Genomic DNA, 21,813 nt, shown 5'->3' with positions numbered 1-21,813 from the left:
GGATCAGACCGACGGTTTCTCGTTGCGAGGCATGCGTTTGCGCGCTTCCTCCACGAACCGCTCGAGCTTGGTCAGGGAGGTGGCGCGAATTACCCGCGCGTCCAGGTGACCCGGTTTCATTTTCAGGACCTTGTCGCACAATTCGATGGCGGCCACGTAATGACGCGAAGACATGTGCTCGTTGGCTTTGGCCAGGGTTTCCTGGGTCAGTTGCTCCACGAAGAGCGCCTTTTCCTGGTGCGCGCGGCGTGCACGCTCCAGCATGTGGGTCAACTCGCGTGCGTTTTCCTTGCCTCGATCGACCCGTTTCAATTGGCCGATCAGCTCTTCGGCCTGTTCGAAGTCCTCGTTCTTGATCGCGCTCTTGATGACATCGATGCGCAGGCCGATCATTTTCTGCAGCAGGTTTTCCCGTGATTCCTCGTCTTCCAGTTCGTAGGGAATCTCGTCCAATTCTTCGGAGCGCAGCACCATTTCGATATCGGAGGCCATCAGTTTGCAGCTCCGATATCGGCGTTCCCGCTCCTTTTCCAGAGCCTGGTCCAAAATGTGTTGCAGGCGCCGGGGAATGGCGGGGATGGGTTTGGGGTTTTCGTTGACCAGGCGCACCATGGTCTGGCTGATGTTGCGGCCCAAAAAGGGATTGGTCCCGCTCAGTAATTCGTAGAGGATCACGCCGATACTGAAGATATCCGAACGGTAATCCACCTTGACCCCGGTGATCTGTTCGGGGGCCATGTAATTGATCGTGCCCAGCAGCACGCCGGAATTGGTCAACTGGCTGTTTTGGAAGCTGGCGACGCCGAAGTCCAGGACCTTGACGTAGTCGTCCCCGGTGATGAAGATGTTGGCGGGTTTGATGTCGCGGTGAATGATGGATTGTTTGTGGGCGGCGTAGACCCCGTCGCAGACCTGCTTCACCAGCTCCAGGGCACGCACCGGTTTCAGGCGCCCCTCTTTCTTCACCAGCTTGTCGAGGCTGATTCCTTCCAGGTACTCCATGGCGATGTAGTAATTGTCGCCGTCCGCACCCACGTTGTAGACGTTGATGATGTTGCGGTGTTGGAGTTGGCCCAGGATGGCGCCTTCCCGGAAAAAGCGTTCCTGGAGATCGGGATTCCCCAGGATCTTCTGGTTCATGGTCTTGATGGCGGCCAGTTTGCCGATGCGTGGGTCGAGTGCCTTGTAGACCACGCCCATGGAGCCGCGGCCCAAAACTTCGAGCAGCTCGTATTTGCCAAGAGACTTCGTCATTGAGCTACTCATGGCTCCTGTCCGGGATACTTGAGCCTTCCGACCCAAGGGAGGCATTCGGCTTTTCGGCGGCCCCGGTGGGCACCTTTTCAGTCCTTGTCACTTCCTGAGTGGGTATTTTGGCACAGGGTGTCATTGCTGGCAAGTTACCAGGAGCCTGGGGTTCGGGTTGACCTGGACAAAAGCGCGATCGGCCCGGCTGGATCCCGTCGAAGATGTGGTTCGTTTTTTGAGAAACCCCACCGGGAATGGCTCGTCACGAGCGCCTCCATTCAGGGAGAATCGACCGGCAAAGGATCTGGCCAAAAGGGTCCGTACCTTGTATGCTCCTTACATCTAGAGGGGAGCGGACCATGAGACCAAATTGGTTTGTCGCCATTCCTGTAGAATCGACGATCTGGTTACCCCAGGTTTTGGTGGATCTTCCGGAAGAATGTCGCGGCTTCGATGCCACCGACACCCACATAACGCTCGCGTTCCTCGGTGCCATGGGCGAGGAGAAGGTCGATGCGGTGGCCTCGGTCATGCGTCAGATCAACGAACCGATCTACACCGCCAGCTTGGGTCCGTTACGCGCGTTGCCTAGCCCCAAGCGCATTTCGGCGCTTTCCTTCGAGCTGGACGAGGGTCGGGACGAGGTGGCCGACCTCATGGCCCGCTGGCGCGATCCCCTGCGGGAGGCCGCCGGCCTGGCGCCCGAAAGCCGAGATCCTTTGCCGCACGTCACGGTGGCGCGCCCCATCCGCAAGTACAAAAAGGCCGGCCGGGAAGCCGCCCTGGCTTGGGTCGCTTCCACCCAGCCGCCGGTGTTGACGCTGCGCCTCGACCGCGTGGCCCTGTACACCTGGGCCGAGGATCGCCGGTTTTGTCAGTTTCGAACCGTGGTCGAGCACCTATTCGGCGTCTGAGCCTCCCTTTCGAAGTGCACACCCGGTAGGTTCCCCGCCGCCAAGCCTGGCGTCAATCTCCCAGTAGGTCGATCAGCCGTTTGAAGCGCCTGCGGCTCTCGGCCAAGCCGCCTTCGCGGAATCGTGCCGGCCAGAGTTCGGCGAATCGCTCGCTCGCGTGCCGCACGCGCTGTCGCAACTCGCGGCGCCGCGCGGGCGGAAGCTCGCCGACGAGACGCGTTTCGCCCGCATCGAACCTGGCCAAGCCGAAGTCGGCGGCGAACCACATCAACTCGCGCACCCAGCGCAGTTCCGCCTGGGTCTGGTCTTCGTTCGTCACGTGGGTGTCGTCGCGTTGTCCCAAATCGGCCAGGGCGTCGCGAACCCGTTCGAGGCCCTGGCGATCGATTCCGCCCAGCCGCTCGTGGCGAAGGTCGCCATGGGCGAAGTGCAGCAGGAAGAACAGGGCCGAACCGTTGATCGTCCGGGCCCCGGTCAGGCGGTACATGTCTCCCAGTTCCAGTAGGTAGCGAGCCTGCTCCCGACTGGCCAGGTCCGGCACCAGGCGGGCCAGAACGTGGGACCAGTGCCCTCGGTCGTTCGTTACGTCGGCCCCGCTGTTCCAGGCCAGACCCGCGCCGATCACGAGGCCGGGATAACTGACGGGCAGCGGTTGCCAGTGTCCGTGATCGCCCCAGTCGGTGATCAGGTAGCCGGGTACGCCTGCCTCGTATCCGTGGCGCGCGGCGCGCGACAGATTCTCCCGCGCGTTGGTGAAGCGGCCGCCGATGCTGTTCCACGAACTGGTGCCGGGGCAGAGATACAGCTCCCGTCCGCTTTCCAAGAGCGTTTTGGTGTGTTCGTTGAACGGGTGGTCCGCCTCGTACCCCCACTCGAGCGCGATGGCGTCCTCGGGAAGCCGTTCCAACAGGTCCGGGCGGGCGATCACGATGTCGGACCAGAACATCAAGCGTTTGCCGTAGGGCCGGACCCGATCGGCCACCTGGTTCAGGAACTCGAGATAGACCTCGGTCGTTCCCCGTGCGGCACAGGCTTCGGCCGAGCGGCCCTTGCCGAGATCCATGGTCTCGTCCAAGCCGGCGTTGAAGCCGGTACTCGAAAACAAGGGCAGTAACTGGCTGTAGAGATCTTCCAAGAGGGTGAGCGACGCCGGATCGGTGGGACAGAGGCTGAACGGCTCGGGTGTCGGGCTGAATGGATGTTCGAACCCTTCCGGAACCTCGGCGAGCTTGCGATAGGGCTCGTGCACCAGCCAGCGGTGAAAATGGCCGAGACTATTTTGGTTGGGCACGAGCTCGATGAATCGCGCCTGGCAATGGGTCGCCAGGTGGCGGACATCGGCTGGTGTCAGCGGCGAGGCGTCGCGCCATACGGTTTCGTGGCCGCGATAGGCGAAGGTGTGCTCGGTATAGAGCTGGAGGTGGTTGATGTCGAGGGAGGCGAGGAGATCGGTCAGCGATTCCAGCGTCGTCAACGTGGGGACTTTACAGCGACTGATGTCCAGGCAAACGCCGCGCACGGCGAAGTGGGGCGCATCGTCCACGACCAGGCCGGGGATGCGCGTATCGGCCTCCGGGACCGGTTCGAGAAGGTCGATGATGCGAATCAGCGTGTTCAGCCCGTGGTGCAGACCCGTTTCGGATGGCGCCTGAATGTGGGCGCCGGATGCGTCGAGCACGAGGCGATAGCCCTGCGCAAGCTCGGCGCGTTCGCGCACATCGGGCCGCCAATCGGGCACGAGGTCCAGTCGCAGCCAGGTATCGGTCCCATCGCGCCGCGCGCCCCGCGCGCCCCGTTTCTCCAGGCAGGTGTGCAAGCGTGCGAGCGTAGCGGTGAGCCGACTTGAAACCGCCGTGGGGTGGAATGCCACCGCAGGTAACACCCAAGACGATTCGAGCGTCTGCAACCGGAGGGGTTTGGGCCACAGTCGCGTCTCGAGTGCGCGCGCGAAGGAGCGTGACGTCATGAGGGCCCCCGCACGGTCAGCTCAAGGTCAGCCCGCCGGCGAGCTTCTCCTCGGGAATCGGCGGACCGGAGGCCAGGCGGTGAGACCAGCGTGTGGTCTCGGGCTGTTTGTAGCCGAGGGTGCATTTCAGGACCAGCGAGATCGCCGTTTCCAGGCAGATGCGGTGTCCGGGCGATACGTAGATCGGCTTGACGCCGACGCGCGTGCGTACCGCGGCGCCGATGACTTCCTCTTTGTGGCGAATCGGTTGCCAGGACCCTTTGGTGTCGGCCAAGGGGTCGTGTTTGCCCACGTAGGGGGTTTTTCCCACACCCACGGCCGGCAGCCCCGTGAGAATGCCCAAATGGCAGGCGATCCCGAAGCGGCGCGGATGAATGGTGCCGTGTCCGTCGCAGAACAGGATGTTCGGCGTGACCTTCAACTGCTCCAGCGCGTCGATGATGGCCGGCACTTCGCGAAAGGAAAGGTATCCGGGGATGTAGGGGAAGGTGGTGGGTCGCTTGACCAGGATCCAATCCGCCAGGGTCAGTGAGGGGAAATTGAGCACCGCGACAGCCGCTCGGGTCACGGTGTTGCCGTCTTCGTAGCCCACGTCGATGCCCGCGACGTACTCGATCGGATCCAATCGGTCGGTCAGGATCACTTCCGCGGCCAATTCCCTCTGAACGTCCGCGGCTTGCTTGGTGTCCAGGTCCCACGGGTGCAACTTGCGAATGTGCATCGGGCCTCCTTCTGGGCAGAATCCCGGTTTGGCGAGGCCGATACCACGTCAATTGACGGAATGCGGCATCGGCTGCCGCCACGACGGCGTTCCCAGTTTACAATGGAGTGGTTCGATTCCAAGAGACCCTTTGACATTTCCGAGGAGGTAGGACCGTGAAAGTCATCGTGGACGTGTGTATCATCCCCATGGGCGTGGGATTGTCGCTTTCGCCCTACATCGCCGAGTGTGAGCGGATCTTTGCCGCACACGGCCTGAAGGCCCAGTTGCACGCCAACGGAACCAACCTGGAAGGGGAGTGGGACCAGGTGTTCGGCGCCATCAAGGTCTGCCACGAGAAGCTGCACGAGATGGGTGCCGTACGCATCGGCAGCACGATCAAGGCGTTCACCCGGACCGACAAGTCCCAGAGTATGGAGGACAAGATCGATTCGGTGCGCGAGAAACTCCAGGCCGCGGAATAGCGCCATCGATGGATTCCACCAGTGCGCCGTACATCCACGGCGTGCGGTTCGTTTGATTTCGAGCAATAAAAAAGCCGGCCATGGGGGCCGGCTCGATATGGGTTCGCGGTGGGCGGGCTCTATTCGCCCTTCGCCAGTCGCGCTTTTTTCTCCGCTTTTTCGCGCTCCGTGATGTTGAGGATGTTCTTGCGCAAACGGATGTTCTTGGGCGTGACCTCCACCAGTTCATCGTCGCGAATCAATTCGATGGCGCGTTCCAGCGACATCGGCTGGACCGGGCTCAGGACCACCGCATCGTCGCGGCCCGAGGCGCGCATGTTGGTGAGCTTCTTGCCCTTGCACACGTTGACGTTGAGGTCGTTGGCACGGTTGTGGATGCCGATGATCATGCCCTCGTAGACCTTTTCGCCCGGCTCGATCAGCAGCACGCCGCGCGGTTCCAGGTTGCCCAAGGCGTAGGAGAGCGCTTCGCCCGAGCGATCGGCCACCAGAGAGCCGGTCAGTCGGCTGGGGAAATCGCCGCGATAGGGCTCGTATCCTTCCAGGTAACCGTTCATGATGCCCATACCCTTGGTGTCGGTCAGGAACTCGTTGCGGTACCCGATGAGGCCTCGCGCCGGGATGGAGAATTCCAGGCGGACCCGACCCGTGCCGTGGTTGACCAGGTTCACCATGCGGCCTTTACGCTGGCTCAGCTTCTCCGAAATCACACCCACGTGCTCTTCGGCGCAGTCGATGAACAGGTGCTCGATGGGCTCCATCAGTTTACCGTTTTCCTGGCGCATGATGACGCGCGGACGGCCGACCGAAAGCTCGAAGCCCTCGCGCCGCATGGTCTCGATCAGGATCGCCAACTGGAATTCGCCACGGCCCTTGACCAACAGCTCGTCGACGCCCTCGCCTTCCTCGATCTGGATGGCGATGTTGCGCAGGGTTTCCTTGTGCAGTCGCTCGCGCAGCTTGTTGGACTGAACGTGCTCGCCTTCGGTGCCGGAGAAGGGCGACGAGTTGACGGTGAAGGCCATGGCCACCGTGGGCTCGTCGATGGAAATGCGCGGCATGGCCAGCGGCGTGTCCTTGGCGCAGATCGTGTCGCCGATGTGGACGTTCTCGATCCCGGCCAGCACCACGATTTCACCCGGTTGGGCTTCGTCCACTTCCGCCAGTTTCAGGCCTTCGTAGACTTGGAGTTTGGTGGAGCGCAGGTTCAGAATCTTGTTGCCTTCCTGAAGCGCCACCAGTTCGCTGTTCCTGCGCACCGCGCCATTGGCGATGCGGCCGATCGCCAGGCCGCCCAGGTAGTCCGAATAGCTCAGGTCCGAGACCAGCATCTGGAAGGGCGCTTCCGGGTCGTAGCTGGGACCGGGCACTTCCTCGACGATGGCGTCGAACAGGACGCGCAGGTCCTTGCCCGGTTTTTCGGGATCGGTCTGGGCGATGCCGTCGCGGCCGATGGCGTAGAGTACCGGAAACTCGATCTGGTCTTCGGCGGCATCCAGGTCGAAGAACAGTTCGTAGATCTCGTCCATCACCTCGGCGATGCGCGCGTCCTTGCGGTCGATCTTGTTGATGACCACGATGATCTTTTTGTGGGATTCGAGCGCTTTTTTCAGGACGAAGCGGGTCTGGGGCAGGGGGCCTTCCGAGGAGTCCACCAGCAAAATGACGCCGTCCACCATCATCAGGGCCCGTTCCACCTCGCCGCCGAAGTCGGCGTGGCCGGGCGTATCCAAAATGTTGATCTTAATGTCGTTGTACAGGACCGAGCAGTTTTTGGCGGCAATCGTGATGCCGCGCTCCCGTTCGAGGTCCATGCTGTCCATCACGCGGTCCTCCACGTCTTGGCCGCGGCGGTACAGGCCGCTTTGGTGGAACATGGAATCCAACAGCGTGGTCTTGCCGTGGTCGACGTGGGCAATGATGGCAATGTTGCGCAAACGATCGTTGGTTTGCATGGGGCGCGCACTCATAAGATGTTCTCCGAAGAAGATCGCTCGAACCCGAAGGCCCGAGGAAAGTGGTAATGGCAGGGCAGGCATGTGGCGAGGTCGAGGGACCTCCATGCCGTGTGAATCGCTCGAGTCGGTCGCGTCCGCCCAGGGTGAGTCAGCCGTCGCTACGGCACAAACCCTCGCTTTCTACCACGCACACTCGAACGGCACAAGCCTTATCCGTCACGGGACCGCGGTCAGGGGATCGGGAAAGGCGGCCGGGCCGAATTGGGATTCGGTGCCGTAGAAACTGCGACAGGCGCGGCTGAAGATGCGGGCCCGCTTCGGCAATCCCCGTTCCAGATAGGTGTGGACCTGGCGCCACACGGCCCTTTTGAAGTCCTTCATGTCGGTGTTTGCGCCGCTGAGATTGTCGGCGCTGAACCGGAAACGAAAGCCGCAGGACACGGAAAAAATCCATTCCAGGGCCTGGGGTTTGACTTCCACCCGCTCGAAGGCCCGTTGCTGTTCCAGGGTACGTCCGTCCGGCTGGTACCAATAGCCGAAATCCTCGAGCCGGCGCCGCGCGCGCCCGGCCACGCACCAGTGCGCGATCTCGTGGAGGGCGCTGGCGAAATAACCGTGGGCGAACACCACCTGGGCCAGGGCGCGGTTTTCGTTGGCCGGCAGGTAGATCGGCTCTTCGTCGCCGCGCACCAGTTCGGTGGCGAACCTATCCACGAACAGGTCGTTGAAGATTCGGATCAGGTCTTCGTTGCGGTGTTCGGCGGCTTCGTTGGGGTTCGTGGAGGGGGCGGGAGGGGCGATTTCGGCTGGATGATGCGTGGAAAGGGGAGAGGTGGCGGTCATGGTGGTGCTGGTCTCGTCTCATTGGTGTATGGTTCGCGAGGCTTTCACGGGGCGGGCCGATGGGGCGGAACCCACCGGCGCGTTGGCGGTCGGGTCACGGGGTCAGGCCTAGCGATTCGCGGCGCGGGAGATCCGACACCCGGTTCAATCGCCAGTAGGGTTCTTGAACCGTGTGGGTGCGGATGGCGGTGGTGGTCAGCGGTTTGGCATCGCTGCCGAAACCGCTGGTGCGCGTGTCTCGCCAGCCCTCGATGCGGTAGGGCGCCTTGGTTTGGAAGTAGATCTCCACCGTTCGTTTCAGCTCGGGATAGTCGATGCGGTAGCGGTACAGCTCGTTCGTGCCGAACGCCGCTTCGCGGACCTTTTCCAAGCTCAGATCCACCGGTTGGGCTTTGGCGGGAACGTGGCGCAGTCGCGAGAACTGCAGGCTGGGCACCATGTTCGCGCGCCCCGTGGGCAGCGATGCGGGTGCGATGCGGATTTGGGTCCACACGCGATCTTCCAGCAGGGCCGAGGTTGGCAATGCGAAATCCTTGTCGCCCTCGCCCTGGAAATAGGAGCGGACCTGGACCCGGTATTTCTCGTCGCGTTGATTGAGCTGCATGAAGGTGTGGCCGCACCAGTCCTGGCCGGTAAAGGCGACCTTGTGGGTGAAGGGGTTCCGGTAATCGACGGTCGTGAAGCTCGAGGTCATCAGCGAATAGGTGTAGATCCCCGTGTTGAAGTGGTGCATGGCGTTGAGTTTGAGCACCGTGTCGGCGGGCGCTTTGCCGCGGTCCCGCTTGACTTGTTCCTTCTTGAGGAAGTCCTCCGTCACGAAGATCAGGACCGAGTCGCCCTGGTGGATCTGGCCGTAGCGTGCCTGCTCCAGTTTGTAGCGATTGAGTTCGGCCTTACCGCCGTACCAATAGTCGCTGAAAGTCTGGTGGTCGGTGGCGGGAACTTCTGCCGCGACCACCGTGGCGGTCAACCAGAGCAGGGTCAGAAGCGCGGTGGCGGGTCGTCGCGCGGCGGAAAGCGTGGGGAATGGGGGCAAACGGAACGTCATCGATACCTCCCTGGAAGGCGGGTACCCGATTTCGGGTCAAGAGGGTTTGTCGAAGAACATGGCGAGCAACAGCAGCGGCAGGTAGGCCGTCAGCGAAATGAATACGAAACGAGCGGTTCCCTCCGTGACGTTGAGGGCGTAACGGACCACCGCCACGTACAGCCAGAATCCGAGGATCAGGGCCGTGATGGGATAGAGGATTTCGGTCATGTTCATGTAGAAGGGCATGACACTGACGGGCACGAGCACCAGGACGTTGAGGACCATCTGGCGGCGACTGGTGAGGTGGTGGGAAATGATCGGCAGTTGTTTCATACCGGCGGATTCGTAGTCCTTTTGATGGCGAATGCTGATGATGAGCGCATGCGGTATTTGCCAGAGAAACAGTATGGAGAACAAAATCCATGCACCGATTTCCAATTTTCCGCGTGCGGCGACCCAGCCCATGATGGGCAGCATGCCGCCCGGAATGGCGCCGACCCAGCTACTGAAGCTGGAGCGAAGCTTGAGGGGGGTGTACAGAAAGTTGTACGAAATCCCGCAAACCATGGTGGCGATGCTGCAGGCGGGGTTGATGACCAGCCAGAGGAACGCATAGCCGGCGAGCATGGTGCTCCAGCCGAAGATGGCGGCGGCGCGAGGGTCGACACGGCCCGAAGGGATCGGTCGGCTGCGGGTGCGCGCCATGCGGCTGTCCAACTCACGCTCCATGTATTGGTTCAGGGCCAGGGAGCCGCCGGCCGACAGGGTCACGCCGAAACAGGTCAGCAACAGGTGATAGGTATCGACGGTGCGGGTGGCGGCGATGAGGTAGCTCAAACCGGTGGTGAAGACGATCATCGCCAGGGCGCGCGGTTTGGTGAGTTCCAGGTATACCAGTGATTTGTGTTGCAAAAGCGTCGTTCCGGGCCGCAGAAATGTTGGGAAGGGAAATCGGGGCAGGCGATTGCGATGCGGGTGACGATCCGGTGAGGGCGTCACTCGGTTGGATTTCGGACGATGGGGCATCGCGCGCTCCGGCATGCGAGCATCCTCCGCGGACGACCGGGACCGATGGCCTGGGTGTTTCGAGATCGTGGGGGGGCCGTCCCGCGATCGTCCCCATCATGAAATGCTGTTCCGTTTGGTTGGCGCCCATGGCAAAGGGGCGCCCGAAACCGTTCCCGGGCCCATTTTAACAGGGGCGGCGCGGTGGGTCGGCAAAAAAGCACGCGGCCGACGCGAGCGTCGAACGGTGTTCGCCCAGGTCAGGCGGGTTCGCCGCAGACCGCTTCGATGTTGTGTCCGTCGGGATCCTCGACAAAGGCACCGTAGTCGTGCTCGTGGGGGCGCGGACCGGGTTCGCCGTTGTCGCGACCACCGGCGGCCAACGCGGCGGCGTGGAAGGCGCCGACCTGCTCGCGGCTCTTGGCGCGCAGGGCGATATGGACCGCCTGGCTGGTTTGGCGACCGCCGCGAATCCAGAAGGTGGGGACGCCACCGCGTCCGAATCCGGCCCAACCCTGGATTTCGACGATGAGTTCGTAGTCGAGCGGCGCCAGGGCCTTGCGATAAAAAGCCAGGCTCTTTTGGTAGTCCCGAACGTCCAAGCCGACGTGATCGATCATGGTTTTGCCCTCCCAGTACCGGACACGTCGGGTGCCGTGGTACCTCGTGCATTGGGGATTCGCGGCAAGCGGTCCCCGCACCTGCGTATTCGTGGAAAACCTAATATTCAAAGGGGAACGCGGGCGGCTGTCAACGATTCTTTCGTTCGTTACCGTCTAAACGTCGCGGTCGCGTTTGTAGAACTGGGTTTCGCCGTTTTCGTCGTGTTTGAAACGTTTGTGCACCCAAAACCAATAGGGCGTGTGGTAGGTGATCTGGTTTTCCAGTCGCAGGTTGATCTCGCGGGTCAGGCGACGAATTTCGGCATCCTTGTCCGCGTTGGGGTCGGCGTGGAGCGTCGGCCCGAAGCTGAGGCGATAGCGACCCCTGTCCAGCGGAAGGGCGAACCCGGTAACGATCGGGGCGCCGGTTTTGACGGCCAGCGCGGCGGGGGTGGGCGTGGTGGCCGCATCGCGCCCGAAAAACGGTACCATGATCTTGTTGCGGTCGTGGACGTTCTGATCGTTGACCAGTCCCACCACGCGGTTTTCCTTGAGTGCCGAGAGCAGTTTGCGTACGGCTTTGTGCTTGTAGATCAACTGGTTGCCGTTGCGATTGCGCAGCCGTTCCAGGTACCGGTGAACCAGGGGGTTGTCCAGCGGGCGCGCCACCACGGACATTGGTAGGTTCAGGTAGCCGAGCACCAGGTTCATGATTTCCCAGTTGCCGTAGTGGGCGGTGCACAGAATGACGCCCTTGCCCTGTTTGAGCCCCTCGTAGAAGCCGCCGACGTTGTCGAGTTCCACGTACTTGGTGAAGTTGCCGGGGTGAATCAGCGGCAGGCGCAGGGTTTCGATGATGGCGCGGCCGAAATGGCGATAGCATTCCAGGACGATCGCCCGCTTTTCCATCTCGCCTTTGCGATCGCCAAAGGCCTGATCCAGGTTCAACAGCGCGATTTTGCGGTGTCTCTTGTCCAGCGCGTGGACCGCGTCGCCGATGCGGCTGCCGAACCACAGTGCGAGGCGCAGCGGCAGGATCGTGACGAAGAACTCCAGGAACCGGACGAGCAGGTACTGGAACACGTGGACCAGGGTCAGTTTCCGGTCCGGGCCGGGCGGTCGAATGCGGCCTTCCTCTGGTGGCTGGGGTGCCGATTCACGCGATTCTGGCTCTTGCATGCCGGGAATCCTAAGAGAGGGGAGTGGCGCGTGAGGACGCAAATGCGAGACGCGCGTTTGCGATGATATAGCAGCCCCCGCCAAAAACCAAGTCGCGCGGCGCACGACGCAGGCCGCCGTGGCCGGATTCGCGTCGATTCTCGCAGGTGCTGGTGGTTCTCGCGCAGGATCGCGACGCCGCGACCTCTGTGTCTCCATATTGAAACGAACCAGCTTGGAGTGAACGAATGCCGAGAGAGTCGTCGTGCCCGGTAGGTCCATCGGCCCGATGGACTTGCCGAAGTGATCCATGATCGGAGTTCCAACCTAATTAATGTGCGGCGGGCAGGGCCGGTATGGCACGGCCGGTATGCCAGGGCCGGTAAGGCCAGCGCACCTACCGGTCACGACGCCCCTCTCGTGAATGCGGGAACCCCCTAGCGATTGGCTTCGATTAGTTACCCACTTGAAACCCAGGCCCCTGGTCTGAGCACCGACTCTGTGTCTCCATATTGAAACGAACCGCCTCGGAGTGAACGAATGCCGAGAGAGTCGTCGTGCCCGGTAGGTCCATCGGCCCGATGGACTTGCCGAAGTGATCCATGATCGGAGTTCCGATATATTTTTGAGGGTCGGCGCAATTAAAACACGCGGCTGCAGAATGTGTGGCGGGCACGGCCGTGCACGACGCCTCTCATTGGAGTGCGGGAACTCCCGAGCGAATCGTTTCGATTTGAAACCCAATTGCCGGAATGCCGAACCACCGGCACACCGGCCTCCGGCAAGCCGTGGTCCGGCAAGCCGTGGTCCGGCAAGCCGTGGTCCGGCACACCGGCCACCGACCTGAGCGGCGATTCGCTGCTGAAGAAACTCCCGCCAAACCCCATGGAGGGCCACCGCCATCGCTCCGCAACCGCTTTCCACGAAAAATCACCCAAAAAACGGGCGGCTCTGGGTAAGATGGGAGCGGAACTTCCCAGTTTGAATGTTTTCGTTTTTCTTTTGCGCGTCGCTCGCGGTGTCACCGGTGCCGCCTCCCCACCCGCGACGCGATGAGGAGTCGTCGACCATGGATACCAGTCCGATCGGTATGCTGTCCCTCAAAGAGCTCGAAGTGCGCATCCGCCAAAAGGAAGTGGATACGGTGCTGACCGTGTTTCCCGACCACTACGGGCGCCTGATGGGCAAACGCATCGCCGCCACCTTTTTCCTCGATCACACCCAAGGCCACGGCATTCACGCCTGCGACTATCTCCTGACCACCGACATCGATATGGAACCGGTTCCGGGCTATCGATTCGCCAATTGGGAACGCGGTTACGGCGATTTCCACGGGGTACCCGATTTCACCACCCTGCGCCTGGCCACTTGGCTGCCCAAGTCGGCCCTGGTCATTTGCGACCTGGAAAACGAGGCCGACCACACCCCGATCGCCGTGTCCCCGCGCAACATCCTGAAGAAGCAGGTCGAAGCGGCTCGCGACATGGGCTTCGCCGCCAAGGCGGCCTCGGAATTGGAGTACTTTCTTTTCAAGGACTCCTTCGATGGAGCCCGCGAAAAGGACTACCGCGACCTGAAGACCTTCGGCGCCTACATCGAGGATTACCACATGTTGCAGGGCGCGCGCGAAGAGGTGGTGAACGGTGAGGCGCGACGCCACCTGAACGCCAGCGGGGTTCCGGTCGAATTCAGCAAGGGCGAGTGGGGCCCCGGACAACACGAGCTCAACATTCGCTATGCACCCGTGCTGGAGATGGCCGACCGGCACGCGATCTACAAACAATGCCTCAAGGAGATCGCCGATCAGGCGGGCTACGCCGTGACCTTCATGGCCAAGTACCGCGAGGACCTGGCCGGCTCCAGTTGCCACACCCACCTGAGCCTGTGGGATACGGCGGGTCGGAAAAACCTGTTCGCCGGCGACCAGAAGCTCGGTCCGATCGAGGTATCGGACGCGTTTCGCTGGTTTCTGGGGGGCTGGATGGCTCATGCCGCCGAACTGATGCCGTTTTTCGCGCCGACGGTCAACGCCTACAAGCGGTTCCAGGCCGGTAGCTGGGCGCCGACCGGCCTGGCCTGGAGTTACGACAACCGAACCGCCGGCTTCCGCGTGGTGGGCCGCGGCTCCTCGCTGCGCATCGAATCGCGGATTTGCGGCGCGGACGTCAATCCCTATCTGGCCTATGCCGCGGTGATGGCCGCCGGGCTCGACGGCATCCGCCGCCGCATCGAGCCGCCGCCCATGTTCCAGGGCGACGTGTATGCCGCGGCCGACCTGCACCAGGTGCCGCGCACCTTCGCCGAGGCGATCGCCGGCCTGGAGCGAAGCGACTTCGCCCGCGAGGCGCTCGGCGAGGAAGTGGTGGCCCATTACCTCCATTTCTACAAGACCGAGCTCCAAGCCTACGAGCGGGCCGTCACCGACTGGGAGCGCCGTCGCTACTTCGAGCAGATCTAGACCACGCCGTGGCTTTGCCACGGCCTTCGTCGCCGATGCGGCTCGCCCCTTCACCAATAAAGAGGTACACATGAAGTTGAAGAACAAGGTCACCCTGATCACGGGTGCCGCCAACGGCATCGGTATGGAGTCCGCGCTGAAGTTCGCGCGCGAGGGCGCCGCCGTGGTCGCCGTCGACATTCAGGAAGAGGCCGGCGAGGCCTTGGCCGAACGCATCCGCGGGGAAGACCTCATCTGTCGTTTCGTGCGCGCCGACGTTTCGCGTGCCGAGGATTGCGCCAAGATGGTCACCTTCGCCCAAAAGACCTTCGGCGGCCTGCACGTCCTGTTCAACAATGCCGGCATCATGGACAGCCGCGACGGCGATGCCGTATCCACCGAGGACGAAGTGTGGGATCGCACGATGGCGGTCAACGTGAAGGGCGTCTTCTACGGCTGCAAGTACGGCATCCCCGCCCTGCGCCGTTCCGGCGGCGGTTCCGTCATCAACACCGCCTCCTTCGTGGCCTTGATGGGTGCGGCCACGCCCCAGTTGGCCTATACTGCCAGCAAAGGAGCCGTGTTGGCCATGACGCGGGAGCTGGCCGTGGTGCACGCGCGCGAAAACATTCGCATCAATGCGCTGTGTCCCGGTCCGTTGAAGACCGAACTCCTCATGTCGTTCCTGGATACCGAAGAAAAACGCCAACGTCGTCTGGTGCACGTGCCCATGGGCCGCTTCGGGCTGGCCTCGGAAATGGCCGATGCCGCGCTTTTTCTTGCGGGAAGCGATTCCTCCTACGTCACGGGCACGGCCTTCACCGTGGATGGAGGGCTCACGGCTGCCTATGTGACACCTGAATGACGGGAGTTGGCGATGCGCGCTGCGGATGTTCCTCACTATCCCCTGATGATCGAGGGGGAAGCCTACGCCGGTTCGGGCCGGTACGAAGTGGTCGATCCCGCCAATGGCGGCGTGGTGGCCACGGTCGCGATGGCCGGTGCGGCCGAGGTCGACTTGGCCGTCCAGAGCGCCCATGCGCGCTATCGAGGCTATCTTTGGCGATCGATGCACGCGCGCGACCGCGCCTCGTTGCTGGCGCGCCTCGCCGAAACCGTGCGCAACCACGGTGAGGAACTGGCGCGCCTGGAGTCTCGCAACGTCGGTAAACCGGTGACCGCCGCGCGCGGTGAAATCGAAGCCGTGGCCCGTTGTTTCGACTATTACGCCGGTGCCGTCGACAAATATTGCGGTCAGACGGTACCCCTGGGCGCGCGCGGACACGGTTTCGTCTTTCACGAGCCGCTTGGCGTCTGCGCCTTGATCGTGCCGTGGAACTTCCCGCTCCTGATCACGGCCTGGAAGGTGGCGCCGGCTCTGGCGATGGGCAACACGGTGGTGATCAAACCGGCCGAAGCCACCCCGCTGAGCGCGATTCGTTTCGCCGAACTCGCGCTGCAGGCGGGGCTTCCCGACGGCGCTTTGACCGTGCTTCCCGGACTCGGGGACATGGCGGGCGTGGCCTTGGTGGAGCACCCCCTGGTGCGCAAGGTCTCCTTCACGGGGTCGACCGCAACGGGGAAACGCGTGGCCAAGGTGGCCGCCGAAGGGTTGAAGCGGGTTTCGCTGGAGCTGGGGGGCAAGTCGGCCGCCATCGTGTTTTCCGATGCGGACCTGGACCAATGTGTCGACGCCTCCGTCTGGGCCGTGTACGACAACTGTGGCCAGGACTGTTGTGCCCGTTCGCGCATTTTGGTGGAGCGCTCGGTCTACGACGAGTTCGTGGCCCGGTTCGCACAGCGAACGCGACGTCTGAAGGTCGGCATGCCCGACGACGAGGATACCGAGATCGGACCCTTGATCACACCCGCTCATCGGGCCCGCGTATGCGGTTACCTGAGTGCCGGCGTCGATCAGGGCGCCACCCTGCTCCAGGGCGGTGAGATCCCCGCCGAGGAACCCTTGGCCGACGGGAATTTCCTGCTTCCCGCGATCTTCGTGGACGTCAAGGCCCATATGAAGATCATGAATGAGGAGATTTTCGGTCCGGTCGCCTGCATCATGCCCTTCGACAACGAGGGCGAAGCGATCGAGGCCGCCAACCAAACCGATTACGGTCTGAGCGGATCGGTGTGGACGCGCGACATCGGTCGTGCGCTGCGGGTGGCCAGGGCCGTGGAAAGCGGATGCCTCTCGATCAATTCGAGCAGCAGTGTGCACATCGAGATGCCCTTTGGCGGCATGAAACACAGCGGCTCCGGCCGCGAACAGGGCATGGCGGCCTTGGCTCAGTTCAGCGAGCTCAAGTCGGTGTTCATCGCCGACGACTGAGGCGTGCGGCGGAAGCGACCCCGAGTCAGGTGCCGCGCGGGCGAATGCTGGCGCGTCCCCAGCGCCGGCTCTTGTTCTCTTCCCAAATGCAGACCGTGATTTCGCACAGGCGCAGGCGACTGAATCGGGGATCCTTCTCGAAATCGGGGGTGATGCGCCACAGAAAGTAGTGGGCCAGGGTGTCGCAGGTGGGGTATTTCGCCGTCAGGCTGACCAATTCGTCGGCCTGTTGGAACATCGGCAGCTCGTGCAGGTTGCCGTTGTCCAGTTCCCGGGTGTAGGGCCCGAAGAAATCCGAGAGTACCAACATGTCGCACACCATGCCGGTGCTGGGATCCAGGGGGCCCGATACGCTGAACTCCACTTCCCAGAGATGGCCGTGGAGCTCGGGTCTCGCCGGAAGGGAATGGGAGCCCCGGAACGTTTTCTGTACGCTGACGACGATTTCGTATTCGCGACCGTGAACCTTCATGATGAACGTTGCCTTACTGGGAAATTGGTGGTGGGTGGGCGATCAGCTCTTGTAGGAGACCACGCGGCGAACTTTCCATTCGGTGCCCGCGCCATCTAGTAGCGCCGCATCGGTTTCGGCCGAACTGAACTTGAGCGTGGCCAACCCCAGCACACGCGTCCCCTCGGGGCTGATGGACCAAGAGGTCAGTTGACCTACGGAGGCACCGTCCCGGGTGACGTCGTTGGGGAGATGGGGAAGCCGATCGGCGGTGGGATCGGTGCATTCGACCTGTACGAGCAGGCGCGGCGGCCTGCCGCGATCGCGGGTCTTGGCCACGGTTTCCTGGCCCAGATAACAGCCCTTGTCGCGGGCGATGCGATCGCCATGACCGTAGACCAACGGGTTCTCGCCGACCGCGATGTCCTGTCCGAACCAGGGTCGAAGCGCTTCGATCCGGGCGAAGTTCAGTGCATTCAGTCCGATGGGGCGCAAGCCCGCGTCGACCAGGCGGGTCATCGCCTCGCCGGCCTCCTCGACCGGACAGAGCACGTCGAAGCCGCCGTGGCCACAGCGGTCGTGGGGAATCCAAATCCACTCGGGGTTTTCTTCGCCCAGGGCCTGGCGGTGATCCGAGCTTTCCGGGCCCTGCAGCGAGAAGGCGTAGTGCGTGTCGAGCGGCATCAGGGCCACGTCTTCCATGATGATGTACTTGTCGAAGGTCTGCCGGATCGATTCCGACATGTCCGGCGGGGTTTCGATCAACCAGTCGGTGTCGCTCTCGCGGTAGAGATACAGCAGGGCCACGGTCTTCCCGTTGGCTTCCAGGTGTAGGGTTTCACCCGCCTCGCCCACGGCCATGGTGCGCAGATCGCGCGTCAGCATGCCCTGCAGGAAGGCTTGGGTGTCGCTGCCGGACGCGCGCAGGAACCGATTCTGGACCAACTCCACGACGCCGCATTTCTGCGCCAGTACCTCGTGCTCGCCCGGGCCGAAGTGGCCCGGCAGTCGGAAGTCGCCTTTTTCGAGGAGTTGTTCCGCTCCGGACTGTGGCGGATTCGAATCGCCGCTGGAATGGGATTTGGTCATGGGGCTCCCTGCGATGCCGGGTCAGGTGGTGACCTGTTCTACCGGTTCGGTCTCGGCTCCGTGGACCTGATGGGTGAGCCAAGCCTGGTGAAAACGGTCGTCTTCGGTCAATTCCGGGTGATAGGTGATGGCGGTGAAGTGCTTGTAGCGCACGCCCGTGATGTGGTCGTCCAGGCGGGTGAGCACCTCGACTTCGGACCGGGGTTCCCGGAACCGGGGGGCCCGAATGAACAGTGCCGGAAAGGCGTCCATCTCCCAGGCTTCACAGGCTTGCGTCGTCTGGAAGCTCTCGCGCTGCGAGCCATAGGCGTTGCGTTCGATGGTCACGGGAATCCATCCCAGGCTTTCCTGCTCGGGATGGGTGACCCGCTCCGCCATCAGGATGGCGCCGGCACAGGTGCCCAGAATGGGGCGGCCCGAGGCGGCGAACTCCTGCAGCGGTTGCTTCATGTCGAATGCCTGAAGCAGCTTGAGCATCGTGGTGGACTCGCCGCCGGGGATGATCAGGCCCTGGAGGCCCGCCAGATCGGCAGGCAGGCGCACCTCGCGGTGCGGCACGCCCAGCCGTCGCAACACGTTGATGTGGGCGGCAAAGCCGCCCTGAATGGCCAGAACGCCGATCATGCCGACCTCTACCATTTACCAGCCGCGTCCCGCGAGTAGTTCTTTTTCGGGGATTTCGCTGATGTTGATGCCGACCATCGCTTCACCGAGGTTCTTGGAGACCTCGGCCAGGATCGCGGGATCCTTGAAGTGGGTGGTCGCCTTGACGATCGCCGTGGCGCGCTTGAGCGGGTCGCCCGACTTGAAGATGCCGGAGCCCACGAAGACCGACTCGGCGCCCAACTGCATCATGAGGGCCGCATCGGCCGGGGTGGCGATGCCTCCGGCCGCAAAGTTCGGTACCGGCAGTTTTCCTTTTTCCGCCACGTACTGAACCAGGGTGAAGGGGGCGCCCATCTTCTTGGCGCGCGACATCAGGGACCCCTGATCCAAGGATTGCAGTTCGGCGATGCCGCGGTTGATCATGCGCATGTGACGCACGGCTTCGATGACATTGCCGGTGCCGGCCTCGCCTTTGGTGCGCATCAGCGCGGCACCTTCGCCTATCCGTCGCAGTGCTTCCGCCAACGAGGTGGCACCACACACGAAGGGTGTTTTGAAACTCGATTTCCAGATGTGGTTTTCCTCATCGGCGGGGGTGAGCACTTCGCTCTCGTCGATAAAGTCTACGCCCAGTGATTCCAGGATCTGGGCTTCCACGAAATGTCCGATACGACATTTCGCCATCACGGGAATGCTGACCGATTCCTTGATGGCCGAGACCAGCTCGGGGGGGGACATGCGCGCTACGCCGCCCTGGGCCCGAATATCGGCGGGGACCCTTTCGAGGGCCATGACCGCCACGGCTCCCGCGTCTTCGGCGACGCGTGCCTGTTCGGGCGTTACGACGTCCATGATGACGCCGCCTTTCAACATCTCGGCCAAGCCGGTTTTCAGCTCGATCGTGCCAACTTCTTTCACTCCTGCCCCTCCATTCAAAGGCCGCTTCGATTTATGGTGTCTGTGGTTCCGGGTTTCGACATGCCACACTTAAATAAAAATCGCTAGGGTCGACACCACGAAAACGGCCCACCGTATTTCGGAGCGTCATTATCGCTCCAAACTATCTGTATTGCAACTTCACAACGGCGACAAGTCGATGACTCCCGCGACCTTCGGCCGTTCGGCCCTCGCCCGCACCGCCTCGGCGCCCGTCGCCTGTCCTGAAAAAATCGGCTCGCGCAACCGGCTCGCGCGAGGATCGCCCCGCAGGTTTTACTTTTCTAAGCCCCCATTTGATGTATCATATTGAACTTTGCGGGCATTTTTTTTCCGTTCGACGTGCCGTTGCCCTGGTCCACCGGTTCCGATATCTCCCGCCTCCGGTTCGAGGACGGGCGGCTCTTCGACCCAACTGGGTTCGATTCGTCTTGGATCCTTCCCATGCCCTTCGCGGCTCGATGCTTTTCGAGAACGCCATCGAGACTTTTTTGACAACCGAGGAATCCCCAAAATGACCAAACGCAAGGAAGAACGCAGAGAACTTCTCAAGGATGACGAATTTTTAAACGTCATGGAGCGCGGTGCCCGGTTTGCACACGACGAACCGAAAATCGTGTTGGGCAGCTCCCTTGGAGCGCTTTTGATCCTCGCGCTCATTTTCGGCTTCATGTCCCTTAGAGAAACCCAGAGGGACACCAACGCCGCTTCCGTTTACCAGGTGGAGAAAATCCTTTCCGCCAGCCAAGATGATCAAGACCTCGAAACCGAACTCAAGTTCGATTCAAAAAAGGCTCAATACGAGGCCGCACTGCTCGAAGTGGAGAAGGTGATCTCCGAACAATCCGGCATCACCCGTCAGCAGGCGCTGATTCATAAGGTCGGTTGCCTGATCGCGCTCGGCCGTCAGGATGAAGTCGAGCCCGTCTACCAGGAAATCATCGCCAAGAACAACGGTTACCGCTTCTTCGGCATCAAGGGCCTCGCGGATTTCTACCTGGCCCGCAACGAGTACGACAAGGCGCTGGCGCAGTATGACGCCCTCCAGAAAGCGCGTGGCGCGACCTTCCCCGAAGTCGACGAACTGGTGACCATTCAGCGCGCCCGTTGCTTCAAGGGCAAGGGCGACCTCTCCCAGGCGCGTTCCCTGCTCAACGAGTTGGTCGACAAGTACAAGGAAAACGACGTGAACGATCGGCCGCCGGTATTCTCCACCGCCGAAGAGCTTCTCAAGGAGCTGGGCGAGGGCGAGCAAGCCGCCACCGAAGCGACCTGAATCGAAACGGCCGGATTTGGGGCCGATAGGGTTCGTTCACGACCCGTCGGGGACCCCTGCGTTCCGCTGCACCTTCGACCTGCGTTTGAGAAAGGTCCTCCGTGACTGAACCCGTCAGGGTTTCAGCCATGAGAGGACCTTTTGTATTTCGGCGGCCGTTTCCTCGGCGAGCGGGAAGCGCTGGGCGCATTTTGTCAGGAAGCCCTGGAGTCCGAGGCGCGGGGCCTCGTGGGTGAACCGTTCCGCGAAATATTCGCGTTCGGCGGAGAACCGGGTCGCGAGGTCCGGTTCGTCGTCTCCCAGGTGAGCCAGGGCGAAGGGTGGCAAATCGGCCGCGATGCGACCGCCGGCCAAATCCTCGAAATAGCGTCGCGCCTCCTCGAGGGGCGTGGCCTCGCCGCTGCGGATGAGTCGTGCGGCGTCGGGGGAGGATTCGCCCGTCGCGGTCCGGTCGTCGCCCGCGTCGGGTTTGGGCACGGAGAGCAGGAACACCTCGCGCCAGGGAAGGTCGGCCAGGGTTTCCCGCCGCTTGACCAGCAACCAACAACGCTCGGGATGGCGCGCGTCCACGGCCATTGTCTGCAGGTCGAAAAACAGGTGATCGTCATCGATCGAAGAGAAGGACACTGCCAGCTCCTTGAGGCGGCGAACCCGGCTCGCCTCGGCGCGAGGCGGGATGGTGGATCGGGGAGAACGCCGCCGTTCGGCATTCGAAATCAGCATACACTTCTTTTTGGGTTCTCACCCCTCGTTTACAACATGTCCTTGGATTAAATT

At 62.3% G+C, this 21,813-nt stretch carries 20 protein-coding genes; 6 read left to right on the top strand and 14 right to left on the bottom strand.

Going from position 1 to position 21,813, the window contains the following annotated elements; genetic code table 11:
- Positions 1–3: 3 nt before the first annotated feature.
- On the bottom strand, positions 4–1,254 hold the full coding sequence (locus tag J3U87_RS11295) for a serine/threonine protein kinase (protein WP_237383142.1): 1,251 nt from the start codon (positions 1,252–1,254) through the stop codon (positions 4–6).
- 353 nt (positions 1,255–1,607) lie between these two features.
- Here J3U87_RS11295 and J3U87_RS11290 point away from each other — a divergent pair, with 353 nt between their 5' ends.
- Positions 1,608–2,162, top strand: coding sequence for a 2'-5' RNA ligase family protein (locus J3U87_RS11290; protein WP_237383141.1), 555 nt, complete (start codon positions 1,608–1,610; stop codon positions 2,160–2,162).
- 52 nt (positions 2,163–2,214) lie between these two features.
- On the opposite strand, the gene J3U87_RS11285 is transcribed toward J3U87_RS11290, so the two are convergent.
- Positions 2,215–4,128, bottom strand: a complete 1,914-nt coding sequence (locus J3U87_RS11285; RefSeq protein WP_237383140.1) for a beta-N-acetylhexosaminidase — start codon at positions 4,126–4,128, stop codon at positions 2,215–2,217.
- Between the two features lie 16 nt (positions 4,129–4,144).
- Positions 4,145–4,849, bottom strand: a complete 705-nt coding sequence (gene nfi / locus J3U87_RS11280) for a deoxyribonuclease V (RefSeq protein ID WP_237383139.1) — start codon at positions 4,847–4,849, stop codon at positions 4,145–4,147.
- Between the two features lie 155 nt (positions 4,850–5,004).
- Here nfi and J3U87_RS11275 point away from each other — a divergent pair, with 155 nt between their 5' ends.
- The gene (locus J3U87_RS11275; RefSeq protein ID WP_237383138.1) at positions 5,005–5,313 is read left to right on the top strand and encodes an MTH1187 family thiamine-binding protein; all 309 of its coding nucleotides are present in this window, start codon (positions 5,005–5,007) and stop codon (positions 5,311–5,313) included.
- Between the two features lie 119 nt (positions 5,314–5,432).
- Here the strand turns inward: J3U87_RS11275 and typA are convergent, their stop codons facing one another.
- The 6 genes from typA to J3U87_RS11245 all read right to left on the bottom strand — a co-directional run bounded on the left by typA (position 5,433) and on the right by J3U87_RS11245 (position 11,930).
- Positions 5,433–7,283, bottom strand: coding sequence for a translational GTPase TypA (gene typA / locus J3U87_RS11270; protein ID WP_237383137.1), 1,851 nt, complete (start codon positions 7,281–7,283; stop codon positions 5,433–5,435).
- Between the two features lie 204 nt (positions 7,284–7,487).
- Positions 7,488–8,114, bottom strand: coding sequence for an elongation factor P hydroxylase (locus J3U87_RS11265; RefSeq protein WP_237383136.1), 627 nt, complete (start codon positions 8,112–8,114; stop codon positions 7,488–7,490).
- Positions 8,115–8,208: 94 nt separating this feature from the next.
- Positions 8,209–9,162 carry a hypothetical protein gene (locus tag J3U87_RS11260; RefSeq protein ID WP_237383135.1) on the bottom strand — a complete coding sequence of 318 codons (954 nt, stop codon included), beginning with the start codon at positions 9,160–9,162 and terminating at the stop codon, positions 8,209–8,211.
- Positions 9,163–9,198: 36 nt separating this feature from the next.
- Positions 9,199–10,056, bottom strand: a complete 858-nt coding sequence (cyoE, locus tag J3U87_RS11255) for a heme o synthase (protein WP_237383134.1) — start codon at positions 10,054–10,056, stop codon at positions 9,199–9,201.
- Between the two features lie 353 nt (positions 10,057–10,409).
- Positions 10,410–10,769, bottom strand: coding sequence for a VOC family protein (locus J3U87_RS11250; protein WP_237383133.1), 360 nt, complete (start codon positions 10,767–10,769; stop codon positions 10,410–10,412).
- A 156-nt stretch (positions 10,770–10,925) separates the two neighbouring features.
- Complete coding sequence (locus J3U87_RS11245; protein WP_237383132.1) at positions 10,926–11,930, bottom strand: lysophospholipid acyltransferase family protein; 1,005 nt, start codon at positions 11,928–11,930, stop codon at positions 10,926–10,928.
- Between the two features lie 1,048 nt (positions 11,931–12,978).
- On the opposite strand from J3U87_RS11245, the gene J3U87_RS11240 reads away from it, so the two are divergent.
- From J3U87_RS11240 to J3U87_RS11230, 3 genes are all read left to right on the top strand, one after another.
- A complete protein-coding gene (locus J3U87_RS11240; protein WP_237383131.1) occupies positions 12,979–14,367 on the top strand; it encodes a glutamine synthetase family protein in 1,389 nt (462 codons plus the stop codon).
- Between the two features lie 70 nt (positions 14,368–14,437).
- Positions 14,438–15,211, top strand: a complete 774-nt coding sequence (locus J3U87_RS11235) for a glucose 1-dehydrogenase (RefSeq protein ID WP_237383130.1) — start codon at positions 14,438–14,440, stop codon at positions 15,209–15,211.
- 12 nt (positions 15,212–15,223) lie between these two features.
- Positions 15,224–16,678: an aldehyde dehydrogenase family protein gene (locus tag J3U87_RS11230; protein WP_237383129.1), complete on the top strand. Its 1,455-nt coding sequence runs from the start codon at positions 15,224–15,226 to the stop codon at positions 16,676–16,678.
- Positions 16,679–16,703: 25 nt separating this feature from the next.
- Here J3U87_RS11230 and J3U87_RS11225 read toward each other — a convergent pair whose 3' ends face one another.
- The 4 genes from J3U87_RS11225 to pdxS are packed head-to-tail and all read right to left on the bottom strand — an operon-like array spanning position 16,704 to position 19,697.
- Positions 16,704–17,150 carry a 6-carboxytetrahydropterin synthase gene (locus tag J3U87_RS11225; RefSeq protein WP_237383128.1) on the bottom strand — a complete coding sequence of 149 codons (447 nt, stop codon included), beginning with the start codon at positions 17,148–17,150 and terminating at the stop codon, positions 16,704–16,706.
- Between the two features lie 42 nt (positions 17,151–17,192).
- The gene (gene ygfZ, locus J3U87_RS11220) at positions 17,193–18,218 is read right to left on the bottom strand and encodes a CAF17-like 4Fe-4S cluster assembly/insertion protein YgfZ (RefSeq protein WP_237383127.1); all 1,026 of its coding nucleotides are present in this window, start codon (positions 18,216–18,218) and stop codon (positions 17,193–17,195) included.
- A 21-nt stretch (positions 18,219–18,239) separates the two neighbouring features.
- Positions 18,240–18,842 carry a pyridoxal 5'-phosphate synthase glutaminase subunit PdxT gene (gene pdxT / locus J3U87_RS11215; RefSeq protein WP_237383126.1) on the bottom strand — a complete coding sequence of 201 codons (603 nt, stop codon included), beginning with the start codon at positions 18,840–18,842 and terminating at the stop codon, positions 18,240–18,242.
- Between the two features lie 15 nt (positions 18,843–18,857).
- Positions 18,858–19,697: a pyridoxal 5'-phosphate synthase lyase subunit PdxS gene (pdxS, locus tag J3U87_RS11210; RefSeq protein WP_420038299.1), complete on the bottom strand. Its 840-nt coding sequence runs from the start codon at positions 19,695–19,697 to the stop codon at positions 18,858–18,860.
- A gap of 577 nt (positions 19,698–20,274) precedes the next feature.
- On the opposite strand from pdxS, the gene J3U87_RS11205 reads away from it, so the two are divergent.
- On the top strand, positions 20,275–21,036 hold the full coding sequence (locus J3U87_RS11205) for a tetratricopeptide repeat protein (RefSeq protein ID WP_237383124.1): 762 nt from the start codon (positions 20,275–20,277) through the stop codon (positions 21,034–21,036).
- A 114-nt stretch (positions 21,037–21,150) separates the two neighbouring features.
- On the opposite strand, the gene J3U87_RS11200 is transcribed toward J3U87_RS11205, so the two are convergent.
- On the bottom strand, positions 21,151–21,759 hold the full coding sequence (locus J3U87_RS11200) for a hypothetical protein (protein ID WP_237383123.1): 609 nt from the start codon (positions 21,757–21,759) through the stop codon (positions 21,151–21,153).
- Positions 21,760–21,813: the final 54 nt, after the last annotated feature.

The sequence above is a fragment of the Sulfidibacter corallicola genome (assembly GCF_017498545.1).
GTDB lineage: Bacteria > Acidobacteriota > Holophagae > Acanthopleuribacterales > Acanthopleuribacteraceae > Sulfidibacter > Sulfidibacter corallicola.
The sequence above is the reverse complement of the archived record's forward strand: the minus strand, read 5'-3'. Positions and strand labels throughout refer to the sequence as shown.